Consider the following 14,155-nt stretch of genomic DNA (forward strand, 5'->3'; position numbering starts at 1 on the left):
GTGCGGGATGAACAAGACGATCAGGCGTACCGCCGTCTTCACTCTGCTGCTCGTGCTCTCCCTGCTGGTCAGGGCGACCTGGGTGCAGTTCTACGACGGCCGGGCGCTCGCGGACGACAAGGAAAACCGGCGGAACGCGATCGCGCTGTACGCGAACCCGCTCGGGAACATCATCGTGGCCGGGGAGGCGATCACCGGCTCCGCGCGGACGACAGGGAGCGATCTCAAGTACAAGAGGACGTACAAGGACGGCAGCCTGTACGCGGCCGTCACCGGTTACAGCTCCCAGGTCTACGGGGCGACCCAGCTGGAGGGCATCTACCGGAAGCTGCTGGACGGCTCGGACATCTCCCTGAAGAACCCGCTGGACACGCTCACCGACAAGCACGCCGACCCCGGTGACGTGGTCACGACGATCGACCCGGCCGTGCAGAAGGCCGCTTACAACGCGCTCGGGAGCAACAAGGGCGCCGCCGTCGCGATCGACCCGAAGACCGGCAAGATCCTCGCGGTCGCCTCGACGCCGTCGTACGACCCGACGTCGATCAGCGCGGGCAACGACAGCGTCTGGAAGAAGCTGACCAAGGATCCCGACAAGCCACTGGTCAACCGCGCGCTGCGGCAGCCGCTGCCGCCGGGCTCGACGTTCAAGCTGGTCGTGGCCGCCGCCGCGCTGGAGGACGGGCTCTACGCGGACGTGGACGCGAAGACGGACAGCCCGGACCCGTACCTCCTGCCGGGCACGACGACGAAACTGAGGAACGAGAACGCGTCCGCGCCCTGCGAGAACGCCTCGATCCGGGTCGCGCTCCAGTACTCCTGCAACAACGTCTTCGGGAAGATGGCGGTCGACCTGGGCCAGGACAAGGTCAGGGCGATGGCGGAGAAGTTCGGCTTCAACGACACGGAGCAGGACGTGCCGGTGCGGGCGTACGCCAGCGTGTACCCCAAGGACATGGACAAGTCGTCCACGGCGCTGACCGGCATCGGGCAGTACGACGTCACCGCGACCCCGCTCCAGATGGCCATGGTGTCCGCCGCTATTGCCAACGATGGCAAGCTGGTCTCGCCGCACATGGTGTCGCAGACCAGCGATGCCGACGGCGACGTGCTGAGGGACTACGACGACAGCGCCGGGACCGAGCGGATCGTCAGCTCGGAGACGGCGCAGCAGCTCCGGTCCGCGATGCAGACGGTCGTCGAGGACGGCACGGGCACCAACGCCCTGATCCCCGGCGCGACCGTGGGCGGCAAGACCGGCACGGCCCAGCACGGCGAGAAGAACAGCAAGACGCCGTACGCCTGGTTCACCTCGTTCGCGAAGTCCGACACGAACGGCAAGGAGGTGGCCGTCGCGGTGATGGTCGAGCAGTCGGACGCGGCGCGCTCGGAGGTCAGCGGCAACGGACTGGCGGCGCCGGTCGCCAAGGCGATGATGCGCGCGGCGCTGAAGGGCTGAGGCTCGCCCGGCCCGTACGCGAGGCGGCCCCGCGCCCGATCGGGCGCGGGGCCGCCTCGTCACGTGCGGGACCCGCCGCGCGGTCCGGCCGCCTCACGTCACTTCACGCCGAGCAACTGCTCCACCGGGTCGATCGCGAAGTAGACCAGGAACAGCGCCGAGACCGCCCACAGCAGCCAGTTGACCTCCTTGGCCTTGCCCAGCACCGTCTTGATGACGACGTAGGCGAGGAAACCGGCGCCGATGCCGTCGGTGATGGAGTACGTGAACGGCATCGCGACGATGGTCAGGAACGCCGGGATCGCGATCTCGTACTCGTCCCAGTCGATGTGCTTGACGTGGGTCATCATCAGGAACCCGACCGCGATCAGCGCGGGCGCCGCGGCCTGGAGCGGCACGATGGTCAGCAGCGGGGTGAGGAAGAGCGCGAGGCCGAAGAGGCCGCCGGTGACCAGGTTGGCCAAGCCGGTACGGGCGCCCTCGCCGACGCCGGCCGCGGACTCGATGTAGGCGGTGTTGGAGGAGGCGGAGCCCAGGCCGCCCGCGACGGCGGCGGCGCCGTCGATGAACAGGACCCGCCCGATGCCCGGGACCTGCCCCCGCTCGTCGAGCAGCCCGGCCTCGGCGCTGATGCCGACGATGGTGCCCATGGCGTCGAAGAAGTCCGACAGCACCAGGGTGAAGACCAGCAGGACCGCGGTGAGCACACCGGCCTCGGCGAAGCCGCCGAACAGGCTGAAGTGACCGACGAGCCCGAAGTCCGGGCTCGCGACGATCTTGTCCGGGACCTCGGGGGTGGTCAGGCCCCAGCTCTTGATGCCGGCGACGGCGTCGATGACGATCGCGACGACGGTCATCGTCACGATGCTGATGAGGATCGCGCCCTTCACCTTGCGGGCGAGCAGGGCGATGGTCAGCAGGACACCGAGACAGAAGACGAGGACGGGCCAGCCGGTGAGCCGGCCCACGGCACCGAGCTGCACGGGCACGGTGGTGTGCGCGGCGTCCGGGATGCGGCTGACGAACCCGGCGTCCACGAAGCCGATGAAGGCGATGAACAGACCGATGCCGACGCCGATGGCCTGCTTGAGCTGCTGCGGGATCGCGTTCATGATCGCTTCCCGGAGGCCGGTGAGCACCAGGACGCAGATCAGGACGCCTTCGATGACGACCAGGCCCATCGCGTCGTCCCAGCTCATCAGCGGGGCCAACTGGAAGGCGACGACGGCGTTGAGGCCGAGGCCCGCGGCGATGGCGAGCGGGAGGTTGCCGCCGATCCCCATGACGACGGTCATCACGCACGCCACCAGCGCGGTGGCGGTGACCAGTTGGCCGGTGTCGAGCGTGTGCCCGAACTTGTCCTTGGCGCTGCCGAGGATGATGGGGTTCAGGACGAGGATGTACGCCATGGTGAAGAAGGTGGCGAATCCGCCGCGTATCTCCCGGCCGACGGTGGAACCTCTGGCGGATATCTTGAAGAACCCGTCGACCCCGCCTGCCGCCGGTGGTGCGGCACTTGGCCGGTTGTCGACCTTTTGCGCTTCGGACATGGCGATTCTCCTCGTTGCCTGTGTGCTCGGTGCGCGGATGCTGGCTGGATTGTTCCCCTCTTCAAGCACTTTCAGGTTTTCCTCGTGTTACGGAATCAGGTTCGGTCTGCCATACGCTGTTCGAAGGCCCGTACGACCGGCTGGTACGCTCACGCACCTCGCCCCGCCACAACTCCCGTGCCGCCCACCGGAATCACGGGGCCGTACCCGCCGCACCCGCACCGGTGCACCGGCCGACGCGAGGGGAGGTACCCCGTGGGCACCGTCGTCGACGACGCCGCCTCCGTGGAGTTCCGCGCCTTCTTCGAGCGGCACTACGCCGAACTGGCCCGGCTGGCGCACCTGCTGACGGGTGAGCCGGACGCCGCCGACGATCTGGCCGCCGACGCGCTGCTCGCGCTGTGGCACCGCTGGGACCGGGTACGGGCGGCGGACCGTCCGGCGGCGTACGCGCGCGGGGTGGTCGCCAACCTCGCCCGCACCCGGATCCGCGCCGCGGTGCGCGAGCGCCGGCGGATCACCCTCTTCTGGTCGCAGCGCGAGGACAGGACCGAGAACCCCGACGTGGCGGGCACGGTCGACGTCCAGGAGGCGCTGCGCCGGCTGCCGTTCCGCAAACGCGCCTGTGTCGTGCTGCGCCACGCCTTCGACCTGTCGGAGAAGGACACCGCGCTCGCCCTCGGGGTCTCCGTCGGTACGGTGAAGAGCCAGACCTCCAAGGGCATGGCGGAACTGAAGCGGCTGCTCGGCACCGACGAGACGTCGGTACGGGTGCACGCGGGTGCGCTGCCCGCGGGCGGGGCCGGAGGACGAGACCGATGAGGGAGTCACGGGAGGTGCACGACGAGCTGCGCGCCCGGCTGCGCGATGCGGCCGGGGCGCACGAGCCGGACCGCGCGCGCATCCTGGCCCGGGTGGAACGCGGCATGGCGGGCCCCGGTGAGCGGCGGCCCGCGCGGCGCGCGGTACGCCCGCCGCTGCTCGACTGGTTCCGCGTCCTGGGCGCCACGGCCGCGGTCGCCGGCATCCTGGCGGCGGGCGGTTACGCGGTCGCCTCGGCGGTGAAGGACGAGGGCCCGGCCCGGCGGACCGTGGCCGTCCCGCCGACGCCCGCCCCGTCGCCGGACCCGTCCGGCCGGGCGCCGGCCACTCCCGGTCCCAGCCCTCGTACCGGGACGCCGAAGGAGCCGGACCGACCGCGGCCGTCCCCCTCGGACACCCCCGTGGCGACCGCGACCACCCCCACCCCCGCGACCCGGGCGCCCGCCGGGGACACCGGGGACGGCCCGCTGTGGTCGGACGGCTCGGTCGACCCGCACAGCAACGACTTCTGGGCGCAGAGCGACGTCACCCTGAGGACCACGGAGCGGCTCACCTCGCTCACGGTCACGTTGAAGGTGCGGCAGACCGGCGGGGTGAGCGGCACGGGTGCCTGGCGCTCGCTGCCGGAGGGCGACTTCACGACGACGGTCGCCGAGCGGGACGGCTTCCTCGTCTACACCTGGACGCTCAGGCCCGGTCGCACGGTCTGGCCGGGCGAGTGGGTCTTCGCCGGCCAGTACGACCACGCCCGCGGCGGCCGGGACGCGAAGGACGACGGCTACACGGTGACGGCGGCCACGGAGGACGGCGAACGGTCCTCCGTGGCCGGGGACTTCGCGGCCCGCGCCGCATGACGCGCGGCCGTCGCGAGCCGTCGGCCGCGCGGCGGACGGCTGCCCCGGGCAGCGGGCCACGTCCGGCGGACGCGGGCCGGGAAAGATCCGCGGACGCGGCAACCTTCCTCCCCGGCCGCGGCGACCAGGAGACGCACGATCTCCTCACCACGCAAGGAACCCGCTTCATGACTGCACGAGTTGAACAGCGCGTCCGCCATCGCCGTCGTCTCTCCGCACGGCGTGCCGTGATCGGCGGCCTGTCCGCCCTCGCCCTCACCGGCACGGCGATCGCCACGACCGCGACACTGGGCTCGGCCGGCGCGGCGACGACCTGGCCGGAGGCCAGGGGCAGCAAGGCCGTGACGTCGACGGTCTCGGTGTCGGGCACCTTCGACGGCAGGATGGCCGAGTTCTTCGGCAGCGGGGCGCTCGGGACCGGCGGCCAGGAGGAGGACCAGGGGCCGATCTTCGAACTCGCCGACGGCGCGGTCCTCAAGAACGTCGTCATCGGCACGCCCGCCGCCGACGGTGTCCACTGCCTGGGCAGCTGCACCCTGCAGAACGTGTGGTGGCTGGACGTCGGCGAGGACGCGGCGACCTTCAAGGGCACGTCGTCCTCGGCGGTCTACAAGGTCTACGGCGGCGGCGCCAAGGGCGCGGACGACAAGGTCCTACAGTTCAACGGCGCGGGCAAACTGGTGGTCAGCAAGTTCCGGGTGGAGAACTTCGGCAAGCTGGTGCGCAGTTGCGGCAACTGCAAGAAGCAGTTCAAGCGCACCGTGGTCATCGACGACGTGGACGTGACGGCTCCGGGCAAGGCGATCGTCGGGGTCAACTCCAACCTCGGCGACACCGCCTCGCTGCGCCGCGTCCGCGTCCACGGCGACACCAAGAAGAAGATCAAGACGTGCGTCCGCTTCCGGGGCAACAGCACGGGCAAGGAACCGACGGAGCTGGGCAACGGCCCGGACGGCACCACGTGCAGGTTCACGGCGTCGGACGTCACGTACGACTGAGTCCGGGATCCGTCGGCCGACGGCAGACGAACGCCCCCGCCGGTGACGACCGGCGGGGGCGTTCGACCATGGGGGCGTGTCAGCTCACGAAGTACGTGGGGTTCGGGAGCTTGTAGGTCTTGTCGGCGTAACCGCCCTCGAGGTCCGAGTACTGGTCGCCGAAGTTGGCGACGATGTCGTACCCGAGGGACTCGATGTGCTTGCGGGTGCCGGCCTTGTACTGCACGGTCGTGCAGTTCCAGGCCGCGGCGGTGGCGCAGTCGCTCAGGTAGGCGGGCGGGTTGGCCGCGTCCTTGAGGAACATGTGCGCGGAGTCGAGGTTGACGTCGACGCCGACCTTCTTCAGGTTCTCGACCGCGGAGGCGCGCTGCGACTCCTTCAGGCCCGAGTTGTAGAACACCTCGACGCCCTTGGCGGCGGCGTACTTGACGAGGTCGGGGCTGCCGAAGACGGCCGGACGGTCCGCCTGGGCGACATAGGCGGCCCAGGAGGCCGAGTTGTAGGTGTAGTTGGTCTTCTTCTCGTAGTCGAGGGAGAGCAGCAGCGTGTCGTCGATGTCGAAGACGACCGCGGCCTTCTCGTGCCGGTGGTGGGCCTTGCGGGCCGCCTGGTCGATGTGCCGCTTGGCGGCGGCGTCGAGGCGCGCGAGGTCCTTGGCGTAGGGGCTGTCGGGGGACGCCTGGTAGACACCGTTGCTGTCGGCGGTGGTGCCGTAGTAGGTGTCGATGTCCTTGACGAGGACGCCGATGTTGTAAGGCTCGTGCGTCGAGTTCGCCGTCGACTGGCCGGCGGTGGCGACGCCGGTGCCGTACAGGGCGGCACCGGCGACGGCACAGGTCGCGGCGACGGCCGCGATGCGGAGTGGCTTATGCATGACAGGTTTCTACGCGCGTAACGTCGTCGGGCGCGAGGTCTTTTGCCTGATCGATACATACTTTTCGGCCGACTTGGGCCCACTCCTGTCCGGCGGGTGTCAGTTCATGGTCGCGCCGATGGTCGTGCTGCCCGTCGTGAGGAAGGTGGTCGCGGGCAATGTCCCGCCGGTGGAACGGGAGTTGTAGGTGGTGGTCGCGTCCGTGGAGACGAACGACGGGGTGGAGACGCCCGAGTCCCAGTTGTTGCCGGCCGACGTCACCGAGGAGCCCTTGGACACCGCGGCGGTGCCGTTGCCCACGGCGAGGTTCTTGCCGAGCCGGGCGGCACTGGTGGCGAAGTAGTAGCCGTACTTCCCGTTGGCGTAGGCGGTGGTGCGGTTGATGACGATGGCGCCGGTGTTGGAGTTCTCGGTGAACCCGCTGCCCGCGTCGTCCCAGGCCGCCGAGTTGTTGACGACGTGGGCGACGACCTCGCCGTCGCCGCCCAGTTTGTAGCCGTTGCCGTCGCCCGCGAAGGCCGAGTCGCCCCAGCGGTTCTTGCCGTTGCCGAAGGACCAGGTGTGTTCGACGGTGACCGGCGAGGAGAAGGACCAGAAGTCGATTCCGTCGTCCGCGTTGTTGTAGAGGCGGGCTCCGGTGATCAGGTTGCCGGTGCCGGAGCCGAACTTCACGGCGACGCCGTCGGCGTTCTCGCCGTGGGTGGCGGCGTCGTAGTTGCCGTACGAGTCGAGGTTCCTGACCGTGTTGTTGACCGTGCCGTCGCCGGTCAGCGTGAAGCCGGAGTCGCCGCCGTCGATGGTCTTGACGTTGCTCCAGACGGTGCCGGTGCAGGACTGGCAGACGACCGCGCTGTCCGGGGAGTTCTGGAACGTGATGTTGGAGACGTTCCAGTAGTCGGCGGTCAGCTTGAAGATCCAGTCGCCCGACGGGAGCGAGGAGCCGTCGATCTTCACGGTCTCCGAGCCGTACGCGGTGAGGGTGACCGGTGAGGAGGAGGTGCCGTTGGTGGTCGACTGGAGGGTGGCCGTCGGGTAGTAGGTACCGCCGCGCACCTGGATCACGGTTCCGGCGGCGGCGCCGGAGATCGCGCTGGTCAGCTCGGCGGTGGTGTCGACGACGACGGTGGCGGCCTGCGCCTGTCCGGGGAGGACGGCCAGGCCCGCGCCCAGCGCCAGGGCGGCGCCGAGACAGAGAGCGGTACGACGAGACATGGAGTGGAGTCCTTTCGTCGTGCGGTCGGACGGAACGGTGGGAATCACGGGCACCAGTCGCCGAGATAGGCGGCACGGGTGTGCCGCTCGGCCTCCGTGTCCGTGAGCTGGGGACGGTTCTCCGGGACGGTGATCACCGCGCCGGGGCCCGTGTTGCGGTACTCGGCGAAGCGCTGGTCCTGCCACGGATGGGCGGCGGACATGTCCGTGTAGGGCGCGACCGCGTCGATGCCGGCGCCCAGACGGGTGTCGCGGACGGTCAGCATCGGCCGGGCGGTGGGGTCCGAGCCGGGCACCCAGGGGCGCGCCAGCTTGTAGTACGCGTCCGGCGCGGCGCTGCCGATCGCACAGCGGGTGACCAGATATCCGCGCGGGTCGGCGGCGGCCGTGGACGGCGCGAAGACGAAGCCGTACGGGGCACCGGCCAGGTCGGTGCGGTCCAGGGTGCGGAAGCGGCAGTGCTCGAAGACCGCCGTCGCCCGCCCGAAGACGAAGTCCACGTCCCCCTCGACGTAGCAGTCCCGGTAGTACTGCCGGGCGAGGACGGCGAGCGCGGTCGTGTCGGCGTACAGGGTGTCCTGGTGGCCGAGGAAACGGCACCGGTGGAACGCGGAGCGGTCGCCCTGCACCTTGATCGCCACGGCCTGGGTGCCGGTGATGTCGGGGTGGTCGGCGCGCAGCCAGTCGTTGGCGAAGGTGACCGAGCGGGCGGTGAAGCCGTCGGTGCGCACGCTGGTCGTCGCCGACCCGGTGGTGCCGTAGGTGCCCGAACCGTCGGGCCTGGGCGTGCCGTTGGCGTTGTCGTACACCACGACGACATCGCGCGGGTCGCCGGTGGCGCCGATCCAGGTCATCTCGGACCCGGCGGCGCCGGGCAGGCCGGTCGCCGGGTCGACCGCTCCGACCGAGACCGTCTCGCGGTACACGCCCGGCGCGATGACCAGGGTGAATCCGGCGCCGGTCGCGGCGGTCACGGCGGCCTGCACGGTGGTGTGGTCGCCGAGGCCGCCGGGGTGGACGTACAGCGTCCTCGCGTCGAGCCGCGCGGACGGGGAGCCGTGGCGCCCGAACGGGGAACGTCCGGTGGCTCGGGCCGGGGCCGCGAGCACGGGAGCCAACGCGGCTCCGGTGCCCGCGGCGATGAACGCCCTTCTGCCGACGGGGTGTCCGGCCATGGTCAGCAGATCCTTCCGGCGCCGGCCCCGTGGTCGACGATCCGGGCGACGGCCCGCGCGGGATCGACCTTCGTCCGCAGGACCGGGGTCCAGCCGGCGCCGGACTGGAGGGTCTCGGCGGGGATCTCCGCGTTGTGCACGGCGATCAGATCGGTGAGGACTCCGTTGACGTAGTTGTCGGCCGCCGTCAGCGGGGCCTCCTTCCACTTCTTGAGGATCTTCCCGGCGCCGACCGAGGCGGGCAGGGTGAACGCGTTGTGCTCGGCAACGAGTTGGGACTCCATGCCGATGCCGTAGCTGTAGCCGTATCCGGCGTCGGCCACGAAGTGGTTGTTGTAGGAGTCCACTTGTCCGAAGCGCACCCGCGGGGCCCGCTCGACGAGGCCGGTGAACAGGTTGTGGTGGAGGGTGACCTTCAGATGGCCCCGGTCCACCGCGGCGGTCGAGGCGCTGTCGCTGTTGCCGATCAGGATGGTCTTGTCGTGGTCGGCGAAGACGTTCCAGGAGACGGTCACGTGGTCGGCGCCCTTGACGATGTCCAGTTCGCCGTCGTGCTGTTGGTAGATCCGGCCGTAGTAGGCGGGCAGCGAACTGTCCGGGTGGTCGCCGTCGGTGAACGTGTCGTGGTCGAGCCAGACGTGCGTGGCGCCGTACACGACCGCGCTGTCGTACTCGGAGTTCCAGTTGCCGGTGTCGCCGTCGGTGGGGTCCCACTGCGGGAAGCAGTCGAGGGGGCTCTCGAAGGTGAGGTTGCGGACGATGACGTTGTCGACGTCCTTGATCTGGAGGCTCGCGCCCTTGAAGCCCGCGTTCCGTCCGAGGCCGACGATGGTCGTGTTGGCGGGGACGTACGCCTTGATCGCGGTGTCCTGGTTGACGGCGGAGGCGGCGCGCAGGTCCTCCTGCTCACCGCTGACCACCTGGTCGTATCCCCACACCGCGGGGTCGTAGTCGGCGAGGTACCGGTCGAAGTCGTAGCCGGGGGCGGCGAAGGAGTCGCAGCCGGAGGCGTTGGCGTCGATGGTCCCCCTGACCTTGATGATCTTCGGGGCGCCGCCCCCGGCGGCGAGCGCAGCCTTGAACTCCGCCCAGGTCGCGACCGTGCTGACCTGCGCGGCGGCCGCGGCCGAGCCGCCGGTGGTGCCGGTCCCGTCGGAGGCCCAGCCGTCGCCCGCGGCGAGCGTCTGCCGGCCGAGCTCACGGGGGCGGGCCTCGGCGGTGGCGCCGGTGGCGGCGAGCACGAGGGCGGTGCAGCCGATCAGCGCGGCGGCTCTCCGCACGGTGACCGCGCGCCAAGTTGCGGCATGCCCATGCCATATCTGTGTGTTCATGATGCGGTTCTCTCTCCTTCGGCTCGGGGACTCGGGAACTCGGGCTTTCAGGCGGTGGGCCAGGTGATCCAGGACTCGGGGATCTCCACGCCGAGACGGCGCACGTCCTGGGGCGTGAGCACCCGGCGGTGCAGCAGCGCGCCCGCGACCAGGCGGGCCACGGCGATGGCGCCCGGCGGGTTGAAGTGCGTGTTGTCCTGTTCGGTCGCGGTCCAGTTGAAGTACTTCTTCGTCTCCTCGACGCCGAGCCGCTGCCACAGCGCGATGGACAGCGCCCGGATGTCGAGGAGCGGCACGTGCTCGTCCGCGGCGAGCGCGCGCATCGACGCCGGGTAGTCGCCGTGCGTCGGCACCGCGTTGCCGTCCGCGTCGAACTTCCTGCGCTCCACCGGGGTGGCGAGCACCGGCCGGGCACCCCGGGCCCGCGCGCCGTCGAGGTACTGCCGCAGACAGTCCTGGTACGTCGTCCACGGCTCGGTTTGACATGCTCCTCGCCTGAAGGGCGAGGATTCCGGCCTTCGCGACTGGTTGCCGTGCCGCTACGCGGCGCGGTTTCCGGTCGGGAGTCCGTGGCTTCCTGTTTCTTCGCGCTGTGCCGGGATTGCTCCTGGTCTTACCGGCGCTCCGCAGGCCGATGCCGCCAGTCCGGCGGCCTGTCTGATGTTGAGTGCGGCGTTGTGGTCCCGGTCGTGACGGGTGCCGCAGGCGGTGCAGGTCCACTCCCGCACAGTGAGGGGTTTGGGTCCGTCCTTGACGCCACAGACGGAACAGACCTGGCTCGTCGGCTCGAACCGGCCGACCTTCACCAGGGTGCGGCCGTACCGGGCGGCCTTGTACGCCAGCATGTTCACGAACTGTGCCCAGCCCGCGTCGTGCACGGACTTGGCCAGCCGGGTGCGCGCCAGTTCCTTCACCGACAGGTCCTCCACGGCGATTCCTTGGTTCTCGGAGATCAGCCGGGTGGAGAGCTGGTGGTGGAACTCACGGCGCGCGTCGGCGACCTTGGCGTGGACGCGGGCGACCTTCCCCCGGGCCTTGGCCCGGTTCTTCGATCCCTTCTGTTTGCGGGACAGCTCCCGCTGGGCCTTCTTCAGCTTCTTCTCCGCCCGGCGCAGGAACCGCGGCGAGTCGATCTTCGTGCCGTCGGACAGGACCGCGAAGGAGGTCAGTCCTAGGTCGATGCCGACCGTCTGATCGGTGTCGGGCATCCGGGCGGCGTCGGCTGCGGGGTCGGTGTCGACGACGAAGGAGGCGAAGTACCGTCCCGCGCTGTCCTTGATCACGGTGACGGAGGTGGGGGTGGTGGGCAGGGTGCGGGACCACTTCACCTTCACCGCGCCGATCTTCGGCAGATTCAGACGGCCGGCGCCGGTGATGCTCCAGCGGGCGTTGGCGGTGAACCGGACGGACTGCCGGGCGTCCTTGCGGGACTTGAAGCGGGGCGCACCCAGCCTGGGGCCCTTGCGGGTGCCCTTGAGGGAGGCGAAGAAGTTGCGGTAGGCGGCCTCGGCGTCGCGCAGGGACTGCTGGAGCACCACGGAGGAGACCTCGCCCAGCCAGGACCGCTCAACTGTCCGCTTGGCCTCGGCGATCAGGCGCGTGGACAGCTCTCCGGCCTTCGGGAACGGCTGCCCGGCCCTGCGCGCGTCCTCGCGGGCGCGGACCGCGTCGTTGAACACGACACGCGCGCACCCGAACGCTTTGGCCAGCGCGTGGCGCTGACCGGTGTCCGGGTACAGCCTGAAGGCGTACCGGAGCTGCATGGCGATCACACTAGGCATATCGAAACCGCGACGTCACCGGGAACACACAAGCGATCCGTCACCGGCAGAGTCCGGCTCCGCCGGAACATCATCGCGACGCTCCGCGTCGACACCACAAGATTCGCTTCACCGCCGGTTTGAAGGCCGGAGCACTGAAAATGCATCCCGTAGCGCGTCGGGGCGACGGTCTTCTCGTCGATGAAACTCTTCGAACTCCGGCCGTTCACAGCGTGGTCGGCGACCACGACATCCTCGCGGAGGAAGAACGGGAGGGCCATGCCCCACCCGGTCTCGGGCGCGGCGTCGGCGTACTTCTGGGCGGCGGTGGAGTCACCGGCGATGTAGAGGGTGCGTGACCGTCGGCGCGGACCCGCGGACGCGGGGCCGGAGGCAGCGACGGCGAGGGGCAGGGCGGCGACCGCCGCCGAGGTGACCTGTCTGCGCGTGAGGGACACGGGCGTGTTCCTTTCGACAGAGGTTCGGGAGGGATTCTGGGAGGAGTTCCGGGGAGAGGCCGCCCGGCCCGGCCGCGGCGGGCGCCGCGGCCGGGCCCGGCGGGCGGGCCGGGCTAGTGGTGGGCCTTCCAGTCGGCTTGCGCCTTGTCGAGCTGGTCGGCCAGCGTGTCCAGGAAGTCCTTCACGCTCATCTTGCCGAGCAGCACCTTCTGGAAGTTCGGCTCGTTGTCGGCCTTGGAGATGGTGTTCCAGTCGGGCAGGTAGTACGGCAGCTGAACGATCTTGGTGCTGGAGCCGTTCAGCGCCTCGGCGGCCAGCCTGGTCGGCTCGGCCTGCTGGATCCAGGCCTCCCCGGCCGCGTCGGTGTTCGCCGGCACCTGGCCCGCCGACTCGTTGAACTTGGAGTTCTCCGCCGCAGAGACGGCGAACTCGATGAACTTCCAGGCGGCCGCCTTGTTCTTGCCGGACTTGAACAGGCTCAGCCCGTCGACCGGGTTGGAGATCTGCACCCGCGTGCCGTCGTCCAGCGTGGGGTTCGGGATGCCGCGGAACGTGCCGGCGCCCAGCGCCTTCAGGTGGTCCTGGTAGGAGCCGAGGTTGTGGCTCAGCATGCCGATGGTGCCGCTGTCCCACTGCGCGACCATCTTGGTGAAGTCGTTGTTGACGTCGGCGGACGGGGTGGCCTTCTTGTAGAGGGCGACGTACTTCTCCAGGGCCGCCACGTTCTTCGGGTCGTTGACGGTGGTCCTGTCGCCGTCCCAGAACGAGGTGATGCCGGTCTGGCCGTACGCCGCGTCCAGCGCCGGGGCGATGGAGCCCTCGCCGCCACGGATGGTGAAGCCGAACTTGTTCTTCCCCTTGTCCGTGAGCTTCGCCGCGGCCTCGTAGAACTTCGACCAGGACGTCGGCGCGTCCAGGCCCGCCGCCTTGAACAGGTCGGTGCGGTACCAGAGCGTGCCGTTGTTGGCGGAGGTCGGCACCTGGTACAGCGTGTCCCCGCCGCCCGCCGCCCGGCTGACGTCGAGCAGGTTCCGGCTCAGCTTCCCGTTCAGCGAGCTCTTCTCGATCCGGCTGTCCAGCGGCTCCAGAGCCCCCTGGGCGGCGACCTCGGCGAGCATCGCGGTGCCCACGCCTCCGACGTCGGGCAGCCCGCCGCCCTGGATGGCGGTGTCGTACTTGGACTGGGCACTGGCCGCCGGGACGCCGACGTACTTGACCTTGATGTCCGGGTACTTCTTCTCGAAGTCGGCGATGATCTGCTTCCAGATGTCGGTGCGGACACCGCCGTTGTTGTCCCAGAAGGTGATCTCGCCCTTGCCGGACCCCTCGGTCCCCTTGTCCCCCGCGCTGCCGCCGCCGTCGTCGCCGCAGGCGGTGGCGGTCAGCGCGAGCACGGAACCGAGGGCGACGGCCACGGCGGCACGCCGGGCTCCGCGAACGCCGGGCCTCGCCGGGCCGGCTCCCGGCGGGATGTTCAGCGGGCTGTTCTCGAAGGGGCTGTTCTCGCGTCTGCTGATCTTCATCGATCGGCTCTCTTCTTCGGGATCCAACGGGGCGACGGGGTCGGTGAGGTGCTCTCGGAGATCGGTGTCCGGCTGCTTCCGGAAGGGACGTGCCCTTCCCTCCACATCCGGCAAGCGCTTGCTACGGAGGTGCGGCATT

At 70.0% G+C, this 14,155-nt stretch carries 11 protein-coding genes and 2 pseudogenes; 4 read left to right on the plus strand and 9 right to left on the minus strand.

Annotated features, from left to right (window positions below):
• Positions 1-7: 7 nt before the first annotated feature.
• Positions 8-1,459, plus strand: a complete 1,452-nt coding sequence (locus tag CW362_RS11960; protein ID WP_103549380.1) for a peptidoglycan D,D-transpeptidase FtsI family protein — start codon at positions 8-10, stop codon at positions 1,457-1,459.
• 98 nt (positions 1,460-1,557) lie between these two features.
• On the opposite strand, the gene CW362_RS11965 is transcribed toward CW362_RS11960, so the two are convergent.
• Entirely contained in the window at positions 1,558-3,009 is a 1,452-nt protein-coding gene (locus tag CW362_RS11965) for an NCS2 family permease (protein WP_103549381.1), read from the minus strand.
• A gap of 255 nt (positions 3,010-3,264) precedes the next feature.
• On the opposite strand from CW362_RS11965, the gene CW362_RS11970 reads away from it, so the two are divergent.
• The 3 genes from CW362_RS11970 to CW362_RS11980 all read left to right on the plus strand — a co-directional run bounded on the left by CW362_RS11970 (position 3,265) and on the right by CW362_RS11980 (position 5,683).
• Positions 3,265-3,831: a SigE family RNA polymerase sigma factor gene (locus CW362_RS11970; protein ID WP_103549382.1), complete on the plus strand. Its 567-nt coding sequence runs from the start codon at positions 3,265-3,267 to the stop codon at positions 3,829-3,831.
• On the plus strand, positions 3,828-4,685 hold the full coding sequence (locus tag CW362_RS11975) for a hypothetical protein (protein WP_103549383.1): 858 nt from the start codon (positions 3,828-3,830) through the stop codon (positions 4,683-4,685). Before CW362_RS11970 ends, CW362_RS11975 begins: the two co-directional genes overlap by 4 nt.
• Positions 4,686-4,852: 167 nt before the next feature.
• The gene (locus CW362_RS11980) at positions 4,853-5,683 is read left to right on the plus strand and encodes a pectate lyase (protein WP_103549384.1); all 831 of its coding nucleotides are present in this window, start codon (positions 4,853-4,855) and stop codon (positions 5,681-5,683) included.
• A gap of 79 nt (positions 5,684-5,762) precedes the next feature.
• Here CW362_RS11980 and CW362_RS11985 read toward each other — a convergent pair whose 3' ends face one another.
• The 8 genes and pseudogenes from CW362_RS11985 to CW362_RS12020 all read right to left on the minus strand — a co-directional run bounded on the left by CW362_RS11985 (position 5,763) and on the right by CW362_RS12020 (position 14,016).
• Positions 5,763-6,557 (minus strand): HAD family acid phosphatase, encoded by a 795-nt coding sequence (locus tag CW362_RS11985; protein ID WP_103549385.1) that lies wholly within the window; start codon positions 6,555-6,557, stop codon positions 5,763-5,765.
• Positions 6,558-6,656: 99 nt separating this feature from the next.
• A complete protein-coding gene (locus tag CW362_RS11990; RefSeq protein ID WP_103549386.1) occupies positions 6,657-7,769 on the minus strand; it encodes a right-handed parallel beta-helix repeat-containing protein in 1,113 nt (370 codons plus the stop codon).
• Between the two features lie 44 nt (positions 7,770-7,813).
• On the minus strand, positions 7,814-8,944 hold the full coding sequence (locus CW362_RS11995) for a pectinesterase family protein (protein ID WP_103549387.1): 1,131 nt from the start codon (positions 8,942-8,944) through the stop codon (positions 7,814-7,816).
• Positions 8,945-8,946: 2 nt separating this feature from the next.
• Positions 8,947-10,275, minus strand: coding sequence for a pectate lyase family protein (locus CW362_RS12000; protein WP_103549388.1), 1,329 nt, complete (start codon positions 10,273-10,275; stop codon positions 8,947-8,949).
• A gap of 47 nt (positions 10,276-10,322) precedes the next feature.
• Positions 10,323-10,754: pseudogene (locus tag CW362_RS12005) on the minus strand (SGNH/GDSL hydrolase family protein); the annotation flags it as partial.
• Positions 10,755-10,814: 60 nt separating this feature from the next.
• Positions 10,815-12,038 carry an RNA-guided endonuclease InsQ/TnpB family protein gene (locus tag CW362_RS12010; protein WP_103549414.1) on the minus strand — a complete coding sequence of 408 codons (1,224 nt, stop codon included), beginning with the start codon at positions 12,036-12,038 and terminating at the stop codon, positions 10,815-10,817.
• Positions 12,039-12,229: 191 nt separating this feature from the next.
• Positions 12,230-12,493: pseudogene (locus CW362_RS12015) on the minus strand (rhamnogalacturonan acetylesterase); the annotation flags it as partial.
• A gap of 113 nt (positions 12,494-12,606) precedes the next feature.
• Positions 12,607-14,016 carry an ABC transporter substrate-binding protein gene (locus CW362_RS12020; protein WP_240657756.1) on the minus strand — a complete coding sequence of 470 codons (1,410 nt, stop codon included), beginning with the start codon at positions 14,014-14,016 and terminating at the stop codon, positions 12,607-12,609.
• Positions 14,017-14,155: the final 139 nt, after the last annotated feature.

Source organism: Streptomyces populi (assembly GCF_002911015.1).
Lineage (GTDB): Bacteria > Actinomycetota > Actinomycetes > Streptomycetales > Streptomycetaceae > Streptomyces > Streptomyces populi.